Here is an 18,630-nt window from a genome sequence, read left to right as displayed (position 1 = left end):
CTGGCACAATAGTCGGGTTGCCTGACGACGGCCCCCGGTCGGGGTCGCGAGCAGGCGCGCACATGACTCGGAGCACGAACCGGCCGAACCCATGCCCCCGATCCGGGTGATCCGGGTGGGGGAGGGCCGCCAGGTTCCTCTGTTCGCAGCTAGCACCCTAAGGACCAACCATCATGAACACCCTGGACATCCTCGACCAGCAGTCCCTGCGCGACGACATCCCCGCATTCGGACCCGGCGACACCCTCGACGTGCACGTCAAGGTCATCGAGGGCAGCAAGGAACGTGTCCAGGTCTTCAAGGGCGTCGTGATCCGTCGCCAGGGTGGTGGCGTCCGCGAGACCTTCACCGTCCGCAAGGTCTCCTTCGGCGTCGGCGTGGAGCGTACCTTCCCGGTGCACAGCCCCAACATCGCCAAGATCGACGTCCTGACCCGCGGTGATGTGCGTCGCGCCAAGCTCTACTACCTGCGCGATCTGCGCGGCAAGGCCGCCAAGATCAAGGAAAAGCGCTGACGCGTCTACCCTGGCGACGTGGCTGACACTGACCGCCGAGGCGATGAGGCCGGCGAGGACCGGGTCCCGCGCGACGACGATTCCGTCGACGCCGACTCCGCGTCCCGCCCCTGGCGCACCAAGAGCGACAAGCCGGAAAAGAAGGGTTCCCTGCTGCGGGAGACGATCATCATCGTCGCCTGCGTCCTGCTGATCAGCTGGATTCTGCAGACCTTCATCGGACGGCAATACGTCATCCCGTCCGAGTCGATGGAGCCGACGCTGATCGGCTGCACCGGTTGCTCGAACGACCGGATCTTCGTCGACAAACTGTCCTACACCTTCGGTGATCCCGCACCCGGCGACGTCGTGGTGTTCAAGGTTCCCGAGTCGTGGGGCGAGGACGGATGGGTGTCACCCCGATCCTCCAATACGGTGATCCATGGACTGCAGAACGGCCTGTCGTGGTTCGGCTTCGCGCCGCCCGACGAGAACGACTACGTCAAACGCATCATCGCCACCGGCGGTCAGACCATCGAATGCCACAACGCCGACGGCGTCGGCGTGAAGGTCAACGGCAAGGTTCTCACAGAGCCGTACGTCGACATGGCCCTGCAGGAGCAGAACCTCGCCGACGGCACCGCGACCCCGACCGCCATCGGCGAGGACGGGAAGCTCAACAGCTGCCTCGGCAAGGACTTCGGCCCGATCGTGGTGCCCGAGAACAGCGTGTTCGTGATGGGCGACAACCGCACCCGTTCCTCGGATTCGCGCTACCACATCACCGAGACCAGCGACGGCACCGTCCCCGTCGACGATATCCGCGGCAAGACGCAGTTCATCATCTTCCCGTTCTCCCGGATGGGCGGGGTGGACTCCGTCAACCCCCAGCAGTGATCCCACAGCAGTGACCGCGAGTCGATAGCAGATCCACGATGAGTCGCTGGCCACCCCGTCTGCCGATCCGCCGCGCGGCGGGCCTGCGCACCTTCGAGTTCGCCCTGCATCGCAGTGGTCTCGGTCCGGTCGCCGGGGTCGACGAGGCCGGGCGCGGCGCGTGCGCCGGGCCGCTGGTGGTGGCCGCGTGCGTGCTGCGACCCACCCAGCTCGTGTCGTTGTCGGAACTCGACGACTCCAAGAAGCTCACCGAGTCAACGCGTGAGAAGCTCTATCGCTCGGTCACGCGATACGCCGACGCCTGGTCGGTGGTGATCGTCGACGCCGACGAGATCGATCGGATCGGCATCCACGTCGCCAACATCGAGGGGATGCGTCGCGCCGTGGCCGGTCTGGATGTGACTCCGGGCTACGTCCTGTCCGACGGGTTCGCGGTTCCCGGACTGACCGCCCCGTCGCTGCCGGTGATCGGCGGTGACGGCGCCGCCGCCTGCATCGCCGCGGCCAGCATCCTGGCGAAGGTGACCCGCGACCGCATCATGGTGGCGATGGACTCCGAACTGCCGGGGTACTCCTTTTCCATCCACAAGGGCTACAGCACGGCACTGCACATGAGCTGCCTGGACGAACTCGGACCCTCGCCCCAGCATCGGATGTCGTATCGCAACGTCGCCGCCCGCAGTCGCGACATTCCTGCCGCATCCGCCGACACGTCGCGCGATAGGCTTACAGGATGAGTGCTGAGGATCTCGAGAAGTACGAAACCGAGATGGAGTTGTCCCTGTACCGCGAGTACAAGGACATCGTCGGTCAGTTCACGTACGTCGTCGAGACCGAGCGCCGTTTCTATCTCGCCAACTCGGTGGAGGTCGTGCCACGTAACCCCGAGGGTGAGATCTACTTCGAGCTGAGGATGAGCGATGCGTGGGTCTGGGACATGTACCGCCCGGCTCGTTTCGTCAAGCAGGTCCGGGTGCTGACCTTCAAGGACGTCAACATCGAGGAACTGGAGAAGTCCGAACTGCGGCTGCCCGACGAACCGTGATCTGACATCGCCTCGATTGCGACGAAAGTCGTTGTAGGGGTATCGCTTTTGCGGTCTGATGGTCCGCCGAAGGTGCGCCGATCCGGTTGAACCGCGGGTCTGATCCCGGCGGTGATCCCCAGAAGCGCCGTCATCCACAGGTATCGCCCGTCGCGGCAGACATCCGGGCGGTCCGGTCTGCGCGGTGAGTGATGCTGTCGGACATGACAGCACAATCGGTGGGACCCGGGCCCAATCGCCGGCCCAATCGCCGGGCCGGGGTGGGGCGGTTGGGTGAAGACCTCGCGGCCGACTACGTCAGCGGTCTCGGGTGGAACATTCTGGATCGCAACTGGCGCAACAGGTATGGCGAACTCGACCTGATCGCGGCCGACGGACGCCGACTGGTGGTCGTCGAGGTCAAGACCCGCGCCTCGCGGATCTTCAACGATCCGGTGGCGGCGGTGACCCGCGACAAACTGATGCGGATGCGACGGCTGACGCGCATGTGGTTGGCGCAGCAGGATCGGCACTGGGAGCAGATCCGATTCGACATCATCTCCATCCAACTCGATCCGGCACATCCGATGTCGGCCGACGGCGCGCGGGTGCGGCACCATGTCAACATCGTGGAGTGAGGACCCATCGCGGAATGAGGATGAGGAGTCCTCACGGATGCTCGGGTGCACGAACTCCGTGGGGCTCAACGCCTTCGAGGCATCGCCGGTCGAGGTGCAGGCCAATGTCGGGCACGGCCTGCCCGGCGTGACGATCTCCGGCAGCGTGGATTCGTCGCTGCGCGAGGCCAAGGAACGCATCCGTTCGGCGATCAACAACTCGGGATTCTCGTTCCCCGACATGAAGGTGACGATCAGCCTGTCGCCGGCCGAAATGCCCAAACGGGGTTCCACCTACGACCTCGCGATGGCGGTCGCGGTGCTCGCCGCGATCAAACGGGCGCCGACGGCCAGGCTCGGTCGCACCGTGCTGGTGGGTGAACTCGCACTCGACGGCAGCCTCCGGCCGGTGCGGGGTGTGCTGCCCGCGGTGATCGAGGCCCGCGCCGCGGGCATGGCCGCGGTGGTGGTGCCGATGGCCAACATCGCCGAGGCGACCCTGGTCTCGGGGATCGAGGTGGGTGGCGCGCACAACCTCGCCGAGGTCGTGCGGTGGCTCGCCGGCAACCATGTGCTCGACACCGTCGACGACGCGACGCCGCGGCAATCGCCGTCGCGGATACCGGCGGACATGGCCGATGTGGCGGGTCAGGCACAGGCCCGGCACGCTCTCGAGATCGCCGCCGCCGGAGGGCATCACGTCCTGATGACCGGTCCGCCCGGGATCGGCAAGACGATGCTGGCGCGTCGGCTGCCGGGGATTCTGCCGCCACTGTCGACCGACGAGTCCCTGCAGGTCACCGCGATTCACTCGATCGCGGGTGCGCTGTCGCCCGGCTCGCCGCTGGTCGTCGAACCGCCGTTCATCGACCCCCACCACAGCATCTCGCTCACGGCGATGCTCGGCGGCGGAACCGGCATGGCCCGCCCGGGTGTCGTCTCGCTGGCGCATCGGGGAGTGCTGTTCCTCGACGAGTGCGCGGAGATGGGCACCAAGGTCCTCGATTCGCTCCGTCAACCGCTCGAGGAGGGCGAGGTGCGGGTGACCCGCCGCGACGGGGTCGCGGTGTATCCGGCGCGTTTCCAGCTCGTGCTGGCCGCCAACCCGTGTCCGTGTGCCCCGGTCCGTGACGTCGAGTGCGTCTGCAGTTCGGTGACGCGGCGTCGCTACCTGGGCAAGTTGTCCGGGCCGTTGATGGATCGGGTGGACATCCGGGTGCGCATGGATCCCCCGGGCAATGCGGCACTGACCACCGACACCGGGGAATCGAGTGCCGACATCCGGGCGCGCGTCGCGGCCGCCCGGGAAGCGGCGGCCGAGCGGTGGAGTGGGCGCGGCTTCCGCACCAACACCGAGGTACCGGGACCACTGCTGCGACGCGAGTTCCGTCTCCCGCCGGCGGCGACGCGACCCCTCGAACTGGCGATGCGCGACGGCCGGCTCACCGCCCGTGGCGCCGACCGCGCATTGCGGGTCGCCTGGACACTCGCTGACCTGTCCGGGCAGACCGTGCCCGCAGAAAACGAAGTGGCACAGGCCCTTCACTACCGTGACCGGGGAATCCATCGATGACGAGCAATGATTCCGAACGCGCCGCATGGGCCTATCTGGTGGCGGTGGCCGAGCCGCCGTGCCGCGCGGTGGGTGCGCTGGTGGCCGACATCGGGGCCGAGGCGGCGGCCGAGGCCATCCGCACCCGAATGGTTCCCACGGCACACCGGGCGGTGCTCAAGCCGACCGCATCGCGGGCGGCGGCCGTCCGTCCGGAGCAGGCGCTGGCGGCCGCCGACGCCGTGGGGGCGCGGCTGGTGACCCCGGACGACGACGAGTGGCCGGGATTCTCCCTGCTCGCATTGGATCAGGCGGACACGGCATCCGCGGGGGGAATGCCGTTGGCGCTGTGGGTACGCGGTCCTCGGCGACTGGACGACTTCGCCGAGCAATCCATCGCCGTGGTGGGGTCCCGCGCGGCGTCGGACTACGGCACCCACGTCACCGGCACCCTGACCGAGCAGTTGGTGTCCCGTGGGTGGGGCATCGTCTCGGGTGCGGCCTACGGCGTCGACGTCGCCGCTCACCGTGCCGCGCTCGCGTGTGACGGCGCGACGATGGCCGTCATGGCCTGTGGCATCGACCGGGACTATCCGGCCGCACATTCGCGGCTGCTGGCCGCGATCGCCGAGAGTGGGCTGATCGTGTCGGAGTACACGCCCGGGACGACGGCCGCCCGGCACCGGTTTCTGGCGCGAAATCGCCTGGTCGCGGCCCTGTCGTCGGCGGTACTGGTGGTCGAGGCGGGTGCGCGGTCCGGGGCGGTGAGCACCGCGGCCTGGGCCTGCAAGCTGGGACGTCCATTGGGTGCGGTACCCGGACCGGTCACCTCGGCGACGTCGGTGGGATGTCACGAGATGATCGCCGATGGCCGTGCCGCCCTCATCGCCGACGTCGACGCGCTGGTCTCGGTGGTCCGCCCGGACGGCCTGGGGGTACCCGATCACGGTGCGGCCCGGCCCACCGACGGTCTGACCGCGCAACAGAAACTGGTGCACGACGCCATTCCCGGTCGCGGCGGGGCCACCCTGGAGGAGATCGCATTCTCCGCGGGTGTCGAGATCGATGCCACCCGGGTGGCCCTGGTGATGATGGAACTCGGGGGACTGGTCGGCACCGACGGCAGTACGTGGCGACTGGCGTGAGGCCGTGCCACGGGTGTGGGTGTTCGGTGTGCGCTTTCTGCGAGAAGCCAACCGCCGCCCAGTTAGGTAAACCTAACTCGGCGTACGCTGGTTCGGGAGAAGGAGGTCTGCATGGCCAAGCGAGTGAATACGATGACCGTCCTGCGACGTGAGCAGGTGACGCCGCACATGGTGCGGCTGTTCTTCGGCGGAGAAGGGTTCGACGACTTCCTGCCGGCCGTCGGCAAGGACGGTCTGCCCGAGACCGACATGTACATCAAGCTGATCTTCATGCCCGAGGGCGTGGAGTTCCCGGAGGATTTCGATCCGCGCGCGTCGCGGTCGTTGCCCACCGAGCAGCAGCCGACGTTGCGCACCTACACGGTCCGCAAGGTCGACGCCGAACGCCGGGAACTGCTCGTCGACTTCGTGGTGCACGGCGACGAGGGGCTCGCCGGACCGTGGGCGGCCTCGGTCGAGCCGGGAACTGTCGTGCGGTTCCTCGGGCCGGGCAGCGGTTATCACCCGAACCCGGACGCACCCTGGCATCTGCTCGCCTGCGATGAGGCGGGATTGCCCGCGGTGGCAGCAGCGCTGGAAGCACTGCCGGCCGACGCGACCGCGCGGGTGTTCATCGAGGTCGCCGGTCCCGAGGACGAGATCGATCTCGTCGCCCCCGCCGGGGCGCAGATCACCTGGGTGCATCGGGGTGGCGGTGCCGGTGAGGTCGGCGACGATCGTGCCGGGGACAACGCCCCGCTGATCGCCGCGGTCCGCGGCGCGCAGTGGCTCGACGGTGAGCCGCAGGTCTTCATCCACGGGGAGGCGCAGGCGGTGATGCACAATCTGCGTGCCTACATCCGCAAGGAACGTGGTGTGGGCGCGAAGAATGCGTCCATTTCCGGATACTGGCGCCGCGGCCGCACCGAGGAGGGCTTCCGCGAATGGAAGGCCGATCTGCGCGCCACCGAAGAGGGGGAGCAGAAGGTCGGCGTCGGGCAGCGCCTCCGCAATCTGGTGCGCTGAACCGGGCGCGAGGACGATCGGGCGGTCGTACCGATCCGGCAACGGCGTCGCGTGTGCGGTTGCGTGAGTGCGGCGCGGTGGGTGTGCTGGGGTGATGACCGAGTCGGTGGTGTCGGAATTCGCGCGGTATCTGCGCTTCGAGCGTGGACTCAGCGAGCACACGATCCGTGCGTACACCGGTGATCTGCGCGGCCTGATCAGCTTCGCGGGCGTGCGCGGCGTACCCGTCGGCGACATCGATCTGGCGCTGTTACGCGCCTGGCTGGCCGACCACACCCGTCGGGGAGCCGCGCGGACAACGGTCGCCCGACAGGTGTCCTCGGCAAAGACGTTCTGCGCGTGGGCCGTTCGCGAAGGGATTCTCGGCGCGGACCCGGCCACCCGGCTGCAGGCCCCGAAGGCGCACCGGAGGTTGCCTGCCGTGCTCACCGCCGAACAGGCGGCGACGGTCGCCGCCGGCACCGCCGTATCGGGTGCCGACGACTCCCAGGGCGACGCCGGCCCCGACGATCCGATCGTGCTGCGTGACCGCGTGATCACCGAGCTGCTCTACGCCAGCGGAATCCGGGTGGGCGAGTTGTGCGGTCTCGACCTCGCCGACGTCGACGACGCGCGAGCGGTGCTGCGGGTCATCGGCAAGGGGGACAAGCAGCGCAGTGTGCCCTACGGTGCGCCCGCCGCGCGCGCGTTGCAGCGGTGGCTTGCCGTCGGACGGCCCGCGCTGGCGACCGCCGCCTCCGGGTCGGCCCTGCTGCTCGGTGCCCGGGGCGGCCGACTCAACCAGCGGGTCGCGCGGGCGGTCGTCTCCTCGGCGGTCGCCGCGGCCGGCGGCCCGCACATGGGACCCCACGGTCTGCGCCACAGCGCCGCGACGCATCTCCTCGAGGGCGGTGCGGATCTCCGTGTCGTGCAGGAACTCCTGGGACATTCGTCGCTGGCGACGACCCAGATCTACACCCACGTCAGCGTCGAACGGCTACGCGCCGCCCACCGGCAGGCGCATCCGCGGGCATAGGGCATACGGCATAGGGCACGGTCTCACCCGTCGAGCGGCTTGAGCCGCACCCGGACCGCACCCAGCAACGCCAGCGGATCGAGATACTGCGCCGCGTGACCGGCCCCGCGTCGCGCGCCCCAGTGCAGGCAGGCGGCCGCGGCGCAGCCGGGATGACCGGATTCGAGGATGCCGATCGGCTCACCGCGCCGCACCAGGGTGCCCCGTCGCACGCTCGCGCGCACCGGCTCGTAGGTGGTGATCACGCCGTCACCGTGCTCGATCGACACCGACGGTTTACCTGCGACGATCCCGGCGAACCGGATCACACCGTCGCCGGCCGCCCGGATCACCGCACCCGCCGGCGCCGCCAGATCGACTCCACGGTGACCGGGTTGCCACCGCTGCGGGGGATTGTCGAAGCCGCGGACCACCGTCGGCCGCGGGGACAGCGGCGCCGAGTAACCGCGCGGTGACACCGGGATCTGGGACACCGGGATTTGGGACACCGGGGTCGGGGACACCGGGATTTGGGACACCGGGGTCGGGGCGGCACCGACGACACCGGGCACCACCAGCATCATCGACGCGACGACCAGCAGCTCGACGAGCACCGCCGTCAGATGCCGGATCAGGCCCACCGCTCGTCGTGGTCGTGGCGGCGTCACGGCATCGTCGTCATCACGGTCGTCGGCGCCGAGATGCGCGGTCTCACGCCATGTCGCAGAATCTGCAGAACGGGTCACAACAGATCAGACGCACGCCGGGGCCATTCGGCTCCATCGCGGGCCGAGAAATTTCGGGGAGTTCTCGGGCTTTTTGGAGACCGGCATGCGCGCGCGTAGACTTGCCAGAGCACCTCGCTTCGGCGGGGTGACTTCGCGCGTCTGCACCCGGTCGCCGCACTGCGGCCCCGAACAACCTCCGCGCGGCGGTCCCGGTCTCCCGGGTCCGCGTGGACGCAGACGCCAGGGTCGACGCCACCCGGTGTCGACGTCAACTGCGCACAAAGGAATGAACACACTCATGGCTGTCGTAACCATGAAGCAGCTGCTGGACAGCGGCGCACACTTCGGGCATCAGACCCGCCGTTGGAACCCGAAGATGAAGCGATTCATCTTCACCGACCGCAACGGCATCTACATCATCGACCTGCAGCAGACGCTGACCTACATCGACAAGGCGTACGAGTTCGTCAAGGAGACCGTCGCCCACGGCGGCACCATCCTGTTCGTCGGCACCAAGAAGCAGGCCCAGGAATCCATCGCCGCCGAGGCCACCCGCGTCGGCATGCCGTACGTCAACCAGCGTTGGCTCGGTGGCATGCTCACCAACTTCCAGACCGTGCACAAGCGTCTGCAGCGTCTCAAGGAACTCGAGACCATGGAGCAGACCGGTGGCTTCGAGGGTCGCACCAAGAAGGAAATCCTGATGCTGACCCGCGAGAAGAACAAGCTCGAGCGGACACTCGGTGGTATCCGCGATATGGCCAAGGTGCCGTCTGCCATTTGGGTGGTGGACACCAACAAGGAGCACATTGCTGTCGGTGAGGCACGCAAGCTCAACATCCCGGTCATCGCGATCCTCGACACCAACTGCGACCCCGACCTCGTCGACTACCCGATCCCGGGCAACGACGACGCCATCCGCAGTGCCGCCCTGCTCACCCGCGTGGTCGCCTCGGCCGTCGCCGAAGGCGTCCAGGCCCGCGCCGGCCAGTCCTCCGACGACTCCAAGCCGGAGGCCGGTGGCGGCGAGCCGCTCGCCGAGTGGGAGCAGGAACTGCTGACCCAGGCGGCCGCACCCGCCGAGGGTGGCGCCACCCCGGCGTCCTGACCTGATCGGGTCCACGTCGTCGACCTGCGCGCCCGGTATCTCGGGCGCGCAGGTCACCAGACACATCGACACTCTTTCCTAAAGGAGGCTCGCCAACGATGGCGAACTACACCGCAGCGGACGTGAAGCGTCTCCGCGAGCTCACCGGCTCCGGAATGATGGACTGCAAGAAGGCCCTCGAGAACAACGACGGTGACTTCGACAAGGCCGTCGAGGAACTGCGCATCAAGGGCGCCAAGGACGTCGGCAAGCGTGCCGAGCGGTCCACCGCCGAGGGTCTCGTCGCCGCTCGCGACGGCGTCATGGTGGAGATCAACTCCGAGACCGACTTCGTCGCCAAGAACGCCGAGTTCCAGGCGCTCGCCGACCAGGTCGTGGAGGCCGCGATCGCCGCCAAGACCAGCGACGTCGACGAACTCAAGGCCGCCAAGCTCGGCGACGGGACCGTCGCCGACGCCGTCCAGGCACTCTCGGCCAAGATCGGCGAGAAGCTCGAACTGCGTCGCGTCGCCTACTACGACGGCCCGGTCGCGATCTACCTGCACAAGCGTGCCTCGGATCTCCCGCCGGCCGTCGGTGTGCTGGTGTCCTACACCGGTGAGGGCGACGCTGCGGCCGAGGCCGCACGTGGCGCCGCCATGCAGGTCGCCGCGCTCAAGGCGCGCTACGCCACCCGCGATGAGGTCCCCGCCGACATCATCGAGAACGAGCGTCGCATCGCCGAGGAGACCGCGAAGGCCGAGGGCAAGCCGGAGAAGGCACTGCCCAAGATCGTCGAAGGTCGCGTCAACGGCTTCTACAAGGATGTCGTGCTGCTCGACCAGCCGTCGGTGCAGGACTCCAAGAAGACCGTCAAGGCACTCCTCGACGAGGCCGGTGTGACCGTCAACGGTTTCACCCGCTTCGAGGTCGGCCAGGCCTGATCGGCCCTGATCGCACGACGACCCCGTGTCCGCACTTCTCGTGGACACGGGGTCGTCGCGTCAGGGCGGCAATCGGGCACGCCCTAAGATGATTCGAGAAGGTCGTGTGCACCGCCCGCGCGGATCGCATGCGGCCCACCACCGTCGGCTGTCAGTGAGGAAGTAGATGATGCAATCCCCTGATCCCCAGCAGTCCGAGCGTTCCGGTTTCCACCGGGTGCTCCTCAAGCTCGGCGGTGAGATGTTCGGCGGGGGAGAGGTCGGACTGGATCCCGATGTGGTGGCCACCGTCGCCGATCAGATCGCCGAAGTGGTGGAATCCGGGGCGCAGGTGGCCGTCGTCATCGGCGGCGGCAACTTCTTCCGCGGCGCCGAACTGCAGCAGCGCGGCCTGGACCGGGCCCGCTCGGACTACATGGGCATGCTCGGGACCGTCATGAATTGCCTTGCGCTGCAGGACTTCCTGGAGAAGCGCGGGGTCACCACGCGAGTCCAGACGGCCATCACGATGGGTCAGGTCGCCGAGCCGTACCTGCCGTTGCGGGCACAGCGTCACCTCGAGAAGGGCCGGGTCGTCATCTTCGGCGCCGGTATGGGCATGCCGTACTTCTCCACCGACACCACCGCCGCGCAGCGCGCCCTCGAGATCAAGGCCGAGGTGGTGCTGATGGCCAAGGCCGTCGACGGTGTCTACAGCGCCGACCCGAAGGTCGATCCCGACGCGACCCTGTTCCGCGAGATCAGTCACCGCGAGGTCCTCGACCGCGAACTCAAGGTCGCCGACGCGACCGCGTTCAGCCTCTGCATGGACAACAAGATGCCGATCCTGGTGTTCAATCTGCTGGAGCGGGGCAACATCGCCCGGGCGGTGGCCGGTGAACCGATCGGGACACTCGTGAGCACCTGAGCCCCACACACCTTCGCGACCACCCACCACACACCAGAACCAGGGAACTCAACACATGATCGACGACACCTTGCTCGATGCCGAAGAGAAGATGGAGAAGGCCGTTGCCGTCGCCAAGGACGACATGGGCTCCATCCGGACCGGCCGAGCCAATCCGGCGATGTTCAACAAGGTCACCATCGAGTACTACGGCGCCATCACCCCGATCACGCAGGTGGCCGGCATCACCACCCCCGAGGCCCGACTGGTGGTCATCAAGCCCTACGAGGCGTCGACCCTCCGCGACATCGAGACCGCGATCCGCAACTCCGATCTCGGGGTCAACCCGACCAACGACGGTTCGCTGATCCGGGTGTCGATCCCGCAGCTCACCGAGGATCGGCGCAAGGACCTCGTCAAGCAGGCCAAGGGCAAGGGTGAGGACGCGAAGGTCGCCATCCGCAACGTCCGGCGCAAGGCCGTCGACGAGCTCAAGCGCATCCAGAAGGACGGCGAGGCCGGCGAGGACGAGGTCGTGCGGGCCGAGAAGGAAATCGACAAGACCACCGCCGACTACGTTCATCAGGTCGACGAGCTGGTCAAGCACAAGGAGTCCGAACTCCTCGAGGTGTGAGGATCGCGAACCCCTGGTGAGTCGGGACCCGGGGACCCGACGACCTCGAACCCAACACCTCAACCTCGCGACGCACCTCGACTCAACGGAGATGACAGGCGGACACCACAGCAATGCCACACGAATCGTCGGCGCAGCCGTCGGGGACGGACGGATCTTCGGAGGGTCGGGAGGCCGGATCACCTGCGGATCCGTCGGCATCGGCCCCGAAGAAGTCACGCGCCGGTCGGGATCTGCCGGCGGCCATCGGGGTCGGTGTGACCCTGGGTGTCTCCATCATCCTCATCCTGCTGTTCGCACCCATGGTCTGGTACGGCGTCGTCTCGGTGGCCTTCGCGATCGCCACCTGGGAGGTCACCAAACGGCTCCGCGGCGGCGGCTATGACGTCGCGTTCTGGCCGCTGCTGATCGGTGGGCAGGCCATCGTGTGGTCGAGCTGGCCGTGGGGAACGACCGGCATCCTGGTGGCATTCGTCGCGACCGTGCTCGTGCTGATGGTGTGGAAACTGTTGTCGCAGGGCATCACTCACGCGCCGGAAAACTATCTGCGCAACCTCGCCGTGTCGATCCTGGTGCTGGCGTGGCTCCCACTGTTGGCCTCGTTCGGCGTCGTGATGGTCACCCAGGATCACGGGGCCGCCCGCGTCGCCACCCTGATGGTCGTGGTGGTGTGCTCCGACGTGGGCGGCTACGCCGCGGGAGTGCTCTTCGGCAAACATCCGATGGCGCCGGCGATCAGTCCGAAGAAGTCGTGGGAGGGCCTCGTCGGCTCGTTCGTGGTGGGGACCGCGGGCGCGGTCGGATGCGTGATGCTGTTGCTCGACAACGCCTGGTGGGTGGGCGTCATCCTGGGGCCGGTCCTGGTGATCTGTGCGACCCTCGGTGACCTCGTCGAATCGCAGATCAAACGCGATCTCGCGATCAAGGACATGGGAACCCTGCTCCCCGGCCACGGCGGCATCATGGATCGCCTGGACTCGCTGTTGCCGTCGGCGTTCATCGTGTGGGCGGTCCTCACCGCCCTGCTGTAGACGACGCCGCCTCGACGGTTACTTCTTGGCCTCTACTTTTTTGCCTTCTTCAGGGCCCGGCTGAGCTGAATCATCCGGAGTCCGCCGACCAGCGCGACGATCAACGCACCGGCGATGGCGGCGATGAGCAGACTCACGCCCATCGGTAGCGTGACATGCCACGCGAGGAACGTGATCTGCTGCTTGTCGAGATTCTGCAGGATGAAGACCAGGAGCAGGACGGTGATGACGGCCCCGATCACCAGCCCGATGAAGGTGGCGCGGGTCCGCGTGTGCTCGACCTTTTTCACTTGTTTGCGCAGCGCGTCGCGCTCGTCGAGCAGTGCTTGGCTGTCCACATCGGGGGTGGCGGGGTCGGTGGTTCCGGCAGAGCTATCCTGCGCCGCCGGACCGTGCGGATCGGGACTCGTCATGCACCCATCATGACATGCGACAATGGCGTTATGACGTCATTGCCACTCGTGTTCGACGCGCCCAAGCGTGGGCGTCCGCCGACACACTTCGCCGATCTCGACGCGGCGGACCGTGTGGCGGCCCTCGGCGAGATCGGGCTCCCACGATTCCGCGCCGATCAGCTCGCCCGCCAGTACTACGGCCGCCTCAACGGCGACGTCGACGAGATGACCGACCTCCCCGCCGCCGCCCGTGACAAAGTCGGCGCGGCGCTGTTCCCGCAGCTCCTCACCCCGGTCCGGCACATCTCCTGCGACGACGACAGCACCCGCAAGACCCTGTGGCGGCTGCACGACGGCACCCTTCTGGAAAGCGTGCTGATGCGCTATCCCGACCGCAACACGTTGTGTATCTCCAGTCAGGCCGGCTGCGGCATGGCCTGCCCGTTCTGCGCGACCGGGCAGGGCGGCCTCGACCGCAACCTGTCCACCGGCGAGATCGTCGACCAGGTGCGCGCCGCCGCACGGGCGCTGCGCGACGGCGAATTCGGCGAACCGGGCCGACTGTCCAACGTCGTGTTCATGGGAATGGGTGAGCCCCTCGCGAACTACAAGCGCGTGGTCAGCGCGGTCCGCCAGATCACCTCGCCGGCACCCGCCGGGCTGGGGATCTCGGCGCGGTCGGTGACGGTGTCGACGGTCGGTCTGGCGCCGGCCATCCGGCGCCTGGCCGACGAGAAACTGTCGGTCACCCTCGCCGTGTCCCTGCACACCCCCGACGACGAACTACGCGACACCCTGGTCCCGGTGAACAACCGGTGGTCGGTGGCCGAGGTCCTCGACGCCGCGCGGTACTACGCCGACTCGAGCGGTCGTCGCGTGTCGATCGAGTACGCCCTCATCCGGGACGTCAACGACCAGCCGTGGCGCGCCGACATGCTGGGGGAGAAGCTGCACAAGGCGCTCGGTTCACTGGTCCACGTCAATCTCATCCCGCTGAACCCGACCCCGGGCTCGGAGTGGGACGCCAGTCCCAAACCGGTGGAACGGGAGTTCGTGCGACGGGTCCGCGAGCAGGGTGTCTCCTGCACGGTGCGCGACACCCGCGGGCAGGAGATCGCGGCGGCCTGCGGTCAGCTCGCCGCCGAGGAGAAATAGACCTCTCCGGGCCCGGCGACACGACCGGAAGAACGACCAGAGCCCGGCCGGTGATCACCGGCCGGGCTCTGTGACGTCTGGGAGGAGCGGGCTAACTCCACTTCTTCTTGGCGAACATCGCACGCAGGAGGAAGACCGCCAGCACCGCCGCGGAGACGGCCAGCCAGATGTCCTCGACGTGCCCCACGTGATTGCCGAAGAACATGAGCAGCAGCAGGATCACGCTCAGCCAACCGGCGATGTAGAAGGTCTTCGTCGCGGTGCCGTGCCAACCGAACCGCGCCGACGGCGCATCGGCGGGTTCGTGCACCCAACCGGTGTCGATGTCCTCGCTGTGCTCCACATCGGTGCTTGCCACGCCTGGCTCCTCACTGCGGGCGCCGAAGCCCCCGGAGGGATCTTCGACGGTCGGTAGTAGTTCTGCTCTGGGGAAAGCATAGCGGCCCGACCCACACGGCGTCGCACTCCCCACGCCGACGGGTGCCGACGTCGGATCGGTGTAAGAATCTGGCCATGCATCCGCCGTCTCGATCACTCGCCGACCATCGCTCCGAGGACTACCCACGCGACATGGTGGGATACGGTCCGACGCCGCCGGACCCGCAGTGGCCGGGTGGCGCGAAGATCGCGGTGCAGTTCGTCCTCAACTATGAGGAGGGCAGTGAGAACAACGTCCTCGAGAACGATCGCGGCAGCGAGACCTTCCTCTCGGAAATGATTGGCGCCCAATCCTTTCCGAACCGACACATGAGCATGGAATCGCTCTACGAATACGGGTCGCGGGCCGGTGTGTGGCGCATCCTGCGGACCTTCTCCCGTCGTGGTCTCCCGTTGACGATCTTCGCGGTCGCCCAGGCGATGGCCCGCAACCCGGAGGCGGCCGCGGCCTTCGTCGAACGCGGCGACGAGATCGCCTGCCACGGCTACCGGTGGCTGAGTTATCAGATGGTCGACGAACACGTCGAACGCGAGCACATGCGCACCGCGATCGATGTCCTGACCGAGATCACCGGCTCCCGGCCACTGGGCTGGTACACCGGACGCGATTCACCCAACACCCGGTCCCTCGTGGTCGAACAGGGCGGCTTCGTCTACGACTCCGACAGTTACGCCGACGACCTGCCGTACTGGGTGAAGGTCCCGCGCACCGACGGCTCGGTCACCGGGGCGGTCGATCACCTGGTGGTGCCCTACACCCTCGACACCAACGACATGCGGTTCGCCTCGCCCGGCGGATTTCCGTCGGGGGAGCAGTTCTTCGCCCATCTGCGGGACGCGTTCGACGTGCTCTACCGCGAAGGCGTCGAAGGATCACCCAAGATGCTCTCGGTGGGTCTGCATTGTCGTCTGGTGGGTCGCCCCGCCCGGCTGGCGAGCCTGGAGCGCTTCCTCGACCATGTCCAGTCCCACGACGATGTCTGGATCACCCGCCGCATCGACATCGCCGAACACTGGCGCACGGTGCATCCGGCGCCGGGCGGAATCGGCGGCTGAGCCCGAGCCCGCATCGTCGGCAAGGGTGGCGGTGACCTGTCGCGGCCGTCGGCCACAATGAACGTGTGACGACGCGCGTGCTCATCCTCGGTTCCACCGGATCGATCGGGGTCCAGGCCCTCGACGTGATCACCGAACATCCCGACCGGTTCTCGGTGGTCGGACTCGGCGCCGGAGGCGGCAATTGTGACGTCCTCGCACGTCAGGCCCGGGAACATGGCGTGCCCGCGACGGCGATCGCGGTCGCCGATCCGGCGGCGGCCCAGGCACTGACCACCGAACTCGGTGACGGCGTCCTCGGTGGCGAGGATGCGATGTGCCGGCTCATCGAGACCGTCGAGGCCGACGTCGTCCTCAATGCCGTCGTCGGGTCGATCGGACTGCGGCCGAGTCTCGCCGCACTCGACTCGGGTGCGCGACTCGCGTTGGCCAACAAGGAATCGCTGGTCGCCGGTGGTGCGCTGGTGTTGCGGGCCGCCGCACCCGGCCAGATCGTGCCGGTCGATTCGGAGCACTCCGCGATCGCGCAGTGTCTGCGGGCGGGCACCGCGGCCGAGGTGGATCGGCTGGTGCTCACCGCCTCCGGCGGGCCGTTCCGCGGGTGGAGTGCCGCGCAGCTCGAGGATGTCACCCCCGAACAGGCCGGGCGGCATCCGACGTGGTCGATGGGGCCGATGATCACCCTCAACTCGGCGACGCTGGTCAACAAGGCCCTCGAGGTGATCGAGGCGCACCTGCTGTTCGACGTGCCCTACGACCGCATCGACGTCACCGTCCACCCCCAGTCGATCGTGCATTCCATGGTGACCTTCGTCGACGGTGCGACCATCGCCAAGGCGTCCCCGCCGTCGATGAAACTGCCCATCGCGCTGGCCCTCGGCTGGCCGGACCGGGTGCCCGGATCGTCGCAGGCCTGCGACTTCTCCACGGCCTCGGCGTGGACCTTCGAACCCGTCGACGACGAGGTGTTCCCGGCGATCGAGCTGGCCCGGCGTGCCGGTGGGGCCGGTGGCAGCCTGACCGCGGTCTACAACGCCGCCAACGAGGCCGCGGCGGCCGGCTTCTTCGCCGGTGAGATCGCCTTTCCCCGCATCGTCGAGGTGATCGGTCGTGTGCTCGACGACGCCGATCAGTGGCGTGCGACCCCGGGTACTGTGGACGAGGTCCTCGCCGCAGACACCTGGGCGCGGGTCCGTGCGGCGGAGCTGGTCGCGGCATCGCGCCGGGGTTGAGACGGCCGGCACAGGCTGATCGGTAATCAACAGGAGAGTCGGAGAAGTGGTTTTTGCGATCGGGGTGGTGCTGTTCGCCCTCGCGTTGCTCGCGTCGATCGCGTGGCACGAATGCGGTCACATGTGGGCCGCTCAGAGGACCGGGATGAAGGTCCGGCGCTACTTCGTCGGTTTCGGGCCCACCCTGTGGTCGACGCGTCGCGGTGAGACCGAGTACGGCGTCAAGGCCCTGCCGTTCGGCGGGTTCTGCGACATCGCCGGCATGACACCGCACGAGGAGCTGACCGCCGACGAGCGTGAGCGTGCGATGTACCGGCAGAAGCCGTGGAAACGGCTCGTCGTGCTGTTCGCCGGTCCCGCGCAGAACTTCATCCTCGGATTCGTCCTGATCGTGATCGCCGGGCTGGTCTGGGGACTTCCCGATCTCTCGCCGCCGGCCACCGGCACCACCGTCGCCAAGATCTCCTGCGTCACCCCGACCATCACGGTCGATGCCGGCAACTCCGCCACCGAGGCGCCCTGCGCGGGCAGCGGACCGGCCGGTGCGGCGGGACTGCGCACCGGTGACCAGATCGTCGCCGTCAACGGCACACCGGTGGACACCGCATCGGACCTGACCCCGAAGATCCAGCAGAGCGTCGGTCCGGTCGAACTCACGGTGCGTCGCGACGGCAGCGACTTCACCGCCGTGATGACCCCGCAGCCGGTGACGATCAACACCACCGACAAGGCCGGTGCCACGACCAGCCGAACCATCAACCGGGTCGGGATCACCTTCGAGCAGCCCCCGTTGTGGAAGCACTACAACGCGCTGACGATCCTGCCCGGATCCGCGGTGTTCACCGCCGAACTGGCACATCAGACCTGGAATGCGCTGCTGTCGATGCCGACGAAGGTGCACAACCTGTGGATCGCGGTCACCGGCGGCGAACGCGACCCGGACACCCCGGTCAGCGTGTACGGCGCCACCGTGCTGGGCGGTCAGGCCGCCGAGCGGGGCCTGTGGGACACCTTCCTGCTGCTGCTGATCAGCATCAACTTCTTCCTCGGACTGTTCAACCTCGTCCCGCTATTACCCTTGGATGGTGGACACATGGCCATCGTCGGGTACGAGAAGGGACGTGACACGGTGCGTCGGTGGTTCGGCCGGGCCCCGGGCGGTCCGGTCGACTACTACAAGCTGCTGCCCCTGACCTACGCGGTGGTGGTCGTGATGGCCGGATTCATGGTGCTGACGCTGACCGCCGACATCATCAATCCGATCACCATCCCCAACTGATGGTTGCCCTCCCAGCCCCGCGAGCCCGCCTCGCACC

At 67.8% G+C, this 18,630-nt stretch carries 21 protein-coding genes; 18 read left to right on the top strand and 3 right to left on the bottom strand.

All coding sequences use genetic code 11. The features are described 5' to 3' along the window. Positions 1 to 173 precede the first annotated feature (173 nt). The 9 genes from rplS (at position 174) to ABLE94_RS04890 (ending at position 7,749) form a co-directional block, all read left to right on the top strand. Positions 174 to 515 carry a 50S ribosomal protein L19 gene (rplS, locus tag ABLE94_RS04930; protein WP_348803404.1) on the top strand — a complete coding sequence of 114 codons (342 nt, stop codon included), beginning with the start codon at positions 174 to 176 and terminating at the stop codon, positions 513 to 515. A gap of 18 nt (positions 516 to 533) precedes the next feature. Then, positions 534 to 1,391, top strand: a complete 858-nt coding sequence (gene lepB / locus ABLE94_RS04925) for a signal peptidase I (RefSeq protein WP_348803405.1) — start codon at positions 534 to 536, stop codon at positions 1,389 to 1,391. 38 nt (positions 1,392 to 1,429) lie between these two features. Continuing rightward, positions 1,430 to 2,128 carry a ribonuclease HII gene (locus tag ABLE94_RS04920; RefSeq protein WP_348803406.1) on the top strand — a complete coding sequence of 233 codons (699 nt, stop codon included), beginning with the start codon at positions 1,430 to 1,432 and terminating at the stop codon, positions 2,126 to 2,128. Continuing rightward, positions 2,125 to 2,436 carry a DUF2469 domain-containing protein gene (locus tag ABLE94_RS04915; protein ID WP_348803407.1) on the top strand — a complete coding sequence of 104 codons (312 nt, stop codon included), beginning with the start codon at positions 2,125 to 2,127 and terminating at the stop codon, positions 2,434 to 2,436. Before ABLE94_RS04920 ends, ABLE94_RS04915 begins: the two co-directional genes overlap by 4 nt. A gap of 203 nt (positions 2,437 to 2,639) precedes the next feature. Beyond that, positions 2,640 to 3,053, top strand: coding sequence for a YraN family protein (locus ABLE94_RS04910; protein WP_348803408.1), 414 nt, complete (start codon positions 2,640 to 2,642; stop codon positions 3,051 to 3,053). Then, positions 3,034 to 4,605 carry a YifB family Mg chelatase-like AAA ATPase gene (locus tag ABLE94_RS04905; protein ID WP_348803410.1) on the top strand — a complete coding sequence of 524 codons (1,572 nt, stop codon included), beginning with the start codon at positions 3,034 to 3,036 and terminating at the stop codon, positions 4,603 to 4,605. Before ABLE94_RS04910 ends, ABLE94_RS04905 begins: the two co-directional genes overlap by 20 nt. Beyond that, the gene (gene dprA, locus ABLE94_RS04900) at positions 4,602 to 5,729 is read left to right on the top strand and encodes a DNA-processing protein DprA (protein ID WP_348803411.1); all 1,128 of its coding nucleotides are present in this window, start codon (positions 4,602 to 4,604) and stop codon (positions 5,727 to 5,729) included. The genes ABLE94_RS04905 and dprA overlap by 4 nt, the downstream gene beginning before the upstream one ends. A gap of 111 nt (positions 5,730 to 5,840) precedes the next feature. Continuing rightward, a complete protein-coding gene (locus ABLE94_RS04895) occupies positions 5,841 to 6,734 on the top strand; it encodes a siderophore-interacting protein (protein ID WP_348808169.1) in 894 nt (297 codons plus the stop codon). A gap of 94 nt (positions 6,735 to 6,828) precedes the next feature. Continuing rightward, positions 6,829 to 7,749 (top strand): tyrosine recombinase XerC, encoded by a 921-nt coding sequence (locus ABLE94_RS04890; RefSeq protein ID WP_348803414.1) that lies wholly within the window; start codon positions 6,829 to 6,831, stop codon positions 7,747 to 7,749. A 23-nt stretch (positions 7,750 to 7,772) separates the two neighbouring features. Here the strand turns inward: ABLE94_RS04890 and ABLE94_RS04885 are convergent, their stop codons facing one another. Beyond that, positions 7,773 to 8,312 (bottom strand): M23 family metallopeptidase, encoded by a 540-nt coding sequence (locus tag ABLE94_RS04885; RefSeq protein WP_348808268.1) that lies wholly within the window; start codon positions 8,310 to 8,312, stop codon positions 7,773 to 7,775. 442 nt (positions 8,313 to 8,754) lie between these two features. Here ABLE94_RS04885 and rpsB point away from each other — a divergent pair, with 442 nt between their 5' ends. From rpsB to ABLE94_RS04860, 5 genes are all read left to right on the top strand, one after another. Next, positions 8,755 to 9,564: a 30S ribosomal protein S2 gene (gene rpsB, locus ABLE94_RS04880; RefSeq protein WP_348803415.1), complete on the top strand. Its 810-nt coding sequence runs from the start codon at positions 8,755 to 8,757 to the stop codon at positions 9,562 to 9,564. A gap of 98 nt (positions 9,565 to 9,662) precedes the next feature. Further along, the gene (gene tsf, locus ABLE94_RS04875) at positions 9,663 to 10,487 is read left to right on the top strand and encodes a translation elongation factor Ts (protein ID WP_348803417.1); all 825 of its coding nucleotides are present in this window, start codon (positions 9,663 to 9,665) and stop codon (positions 10,485 to 10,487) included. Between the two features lie 166 nt (positions 10,488 to 10,653). Then, positions 10,654 to 11,394, top strand: coding sequence for a UMP kinase (pyrH, locus tag ABLE94_RS04870; protein WP_348803418.1), 741 nt, complete (start codon positions 10,654 to 10,656; stop codon positions 11,392 to 11,394). A gap of 55 nt (positions 11,395 to 11,449) precedes the next feature. Then, entirely contained in the window at positions 11,450 to 12,007 is a 558-nt protein-coding gene (gene frr / locus ABLE94_RS04865) for a ribosome recycling factor (protein ID WP_348803420.1), read from the top strand. Positions 12,008 to 12,120: 113 nt separating this feature from the next. Continuing rightward, positions 12,121 to 13,038 (top strand): phosphatidate cytidylyltransferase, encoded by a 918-nt coding sequence (locus ABLE94_RS04860; protein ID WP_348803421.1) that lies wholly within the window; start codon positions 12,121 to 12,123, stop codon positions 13,036 to 13,038. A 32-nt stretch (positions 13,039 to 13,070) separates the two neighbouring features. Here ABLE94_RS04860 and ABLE94_RS04855 read toward each other — a convergent pair whose 3' ends face one another. Continuing rightward, positions 13,071 to 13,451, bottom strand: a complete 381-nt coding sequence (locus tag ABLE94_RS04855; RefSeq protein ID WP_348803422.1) for a LapA family protein — start codon at positions 13,449 to 13,451, stop codon at positions 13,071 to 13,073. Positions 13,452 to 13,481: 30 nt separating this feature from the next. Here ABLE94_RS04855 and rlmN point away from each other — a divergent pair, with 30 nt between their 5' ends. After that, the gene (gene rlmN / locus ABLE94_RS04850; RefSeq protein ID WP_348803424.1) at positions 13,482 to 14,588 is read left to right on the top strand and encodes a dual-specificity RNA methyltransferase RlmN; all 1,107 of its coding nucleotides are present in this window, start codon (positions 13,482 to 13,484) and stop codon (positions 14,586 to 14,588) included. 91 nt (positions 14,589 to 14,679) lie between these two features. Here the strand turns inward: rlmN and ABLE94_RS04845 are convergent, their stop codons facing one another. Then, entirely contained in the window at positions 14,680 to 14,946 is a 267-nt protein-coding gene (locus tag ABLE94_RS04845) for a DUF2631 domain-containing protein (protein ID WP_348803426.1), read from the bottom strand. Positions 14,947 to 15,101: 155 nt separating this feature from the next. Between ABLE94_RS04845 and puuE the strand changes: the two genes are divergently transcribed. The 3 genes from puuE to ABLE94_RS04830 all read left to right on the top strand — a co-directional run bounded on the left by puuE (position 15,102) and on the right by ABLE94_RS04830 (position 18,593). Then, the gene (gene puuE / locus ABLE94_RS04840; protein WP_348808168.1) at positions 15,102 to 16,082 is read left to right on the top strand and encodes an allantoinase PuuE; all 981 of its coding nucleotides are present in this window, start codon (positions 15,102 to 15,104) and stop codon (positions 16,080 to 16,082) included. A 65-nt stretch (positions 16,083 to 16,147) separates the two neighbouring features. Then, positions 16,148 to 17,314 carry a 1-deoxy-D-xylulose-5-phosphate reductoisomerase gene (dxr, locus tag ABLE94_RS04835; RefSeq protein ID WP_348808167.1) on the top strand — a complete coding sequence of 389 codons (1,167 nt, stop codon included), beginning with the start codon at positions 16,148 to 16,150 and terminating at the stop codon, positions 17,312 to 17,314. Positions 17,315 to 17,360: 46 nt separating this feature from the next. Further along, positions 17,361 to 18,593 carry a M50 family metallopeptidase gene (locus tag ABLE94_RS04830; RefSeq protein ID WP_348803431.1) on the top strand — a complete coding sequence of 411 codons (1,233 nt, stop codon included), beginning with the start codon at positions 17,361 to 17,363 and terminating at the stop codon, positions 18,591 to 18,593. Positions 18,594 to 18,630: the final 37 nt, after the last annotated feature.

The sequence above is a fragment of the Gordonia sp. VNK1 genome (assembly GCF_040049135.1).
Taxonomy (GTDB): domain Bacteria; phylum Actinomycetota; class Actinomycetes; order Mycobacteriales; family Mycobacteriaceae; genus Gordonia; species Gordonia oleivorans.
The sequence above is the reverse complement of the archived record's forward strand: the minus strand, read 5'-3'. Positions and strand labels throughout refer to the sequence as shown.

What these genes read in the sequence shown, in the direction of transcription:
- rplS (WP_348803404.1), top strand. Translation starts at nt 174, where the DNA reads ATGAACACCCTGGACATCCTCGACCAGCAGTCCCTGCGCGACGACATC.
- ABLE94_RS04920 (WP_348803406.1), top strand. Translation starts at nt 1,430, where the DNA reads ATGAGTCGCTGGCCACCCCGTCTGCCGATCCGCCGCGCGGCGGGCCTG.
- ABLE94_RS04915 (WP_348803407.1), top strand. Translation starts at nt 2,125, where the DNA reads ATGAGTGCTGAGGATCTCGAGAAGTACGAAACCGAGATGGAGTTGTCC.
- ABLE94_RS04910 (WP_348803408.1), top strand. Translation starts at nt 2,640, where the DNA reads ATGACAGCACAATCGGTGGGACCCGGGCCCAATCGCCGGCCCAATCGC.
- ABLE94_RS04905 (WP_348803410.1), top strand. Translation starts at nt 3,034, where the DNA reads ATGTCAACATCGTGGAGTGAGGACCCATCGCGGAATGAGGATGAGGAG.
- dprA (WP_348803411.1), top strand. Translation starts at nt 4,602, where the DNA reads ATGACGAGCAATGATTCCGAACGCGCCGCATGGGCCTATCTGGTGGCG.
- ABLE94_RS04895 (WP_348808169.1), top strand. Translation starts at nt 5,841, where the DNA reads ATGGCCAAGCGAGTGAATACGATGACCGTCCTGCGACGTGAGCAGGTG.
- ABLE94_RS04890 (WP_348803414.1), top strand. Translation starts at nt 6,829, where the DNA reads ATGACCGAGTCGGTGGTGTCGGAATTCGCGCGGTATCTGCGCTTCGAG.
- ABLE94_RS04885 (WP_348808268.1), bottom strand. Translation starts at nt 8,312, where the DNA reads ATGATGCTGGTGGTGCCCGGTGTCGTCGGTGCCGCCCCGACCCCGGTG.
- rpsB (WP_348803415.1), top strand. Translation starts at nt 8,755, where the DNA reads ATGGCTGTCGTAACCATGAAGCAGCTGCTGGACAGCGGCGCACACTTC.
- tsf (WP_348803417.1), top strand. Translation starts at nt 9,663, where the DNA reads ATGGCGAACTACACCGCAGCGGACGTGAAGCGTCTCCGCGAGCTCACC.
- pyrH (WP_348803418.1), top strand. Translation starts at nt 10,654, where the DNA reads ATGATGCAATCCCCTGATCCCCAGCAGTCCGAGCGTTCCGGTTTCCAC.
- frr (WP_348803420.1), top strand. Translation starts at nt 11,450, where the DNA reads ATGATCGACGACACCTTGCTCGATGCCGAAGAGAAGATGGAGAAGGCC.
- ABLE94_RS04860 (WP_348803421.1), top strand. Translation starts at nt 12,121, where the DNA reads ATGCCACACGAATCGTCGGCGCAGCCGTCGGGGACGGACGGATCTTCG.
- ABLE94_RS04855 (WP_348803422.1), bottom strand. Translation starts at nt 13,451, where the DNA reads ATGACGAGTCCCGATCCGCACGGTCCGGCGGCGCAGGATAGCTCTGCC.
- rlmN (WP_348803424.1), top strand. Translation starts at nt 13,482, where the DNA reads ATGACGTCATTGCCACTCGTGTTCGACGCGCCCAAGCGTGGGCGTCCG.
- puuE (WP_348808168.1), top strand. Translation starts at nt 15,102, where the DNA reads ATGCATCCGCCGTCTCGATCACTCGCCGACCATCGCTCCGAGGACTAC.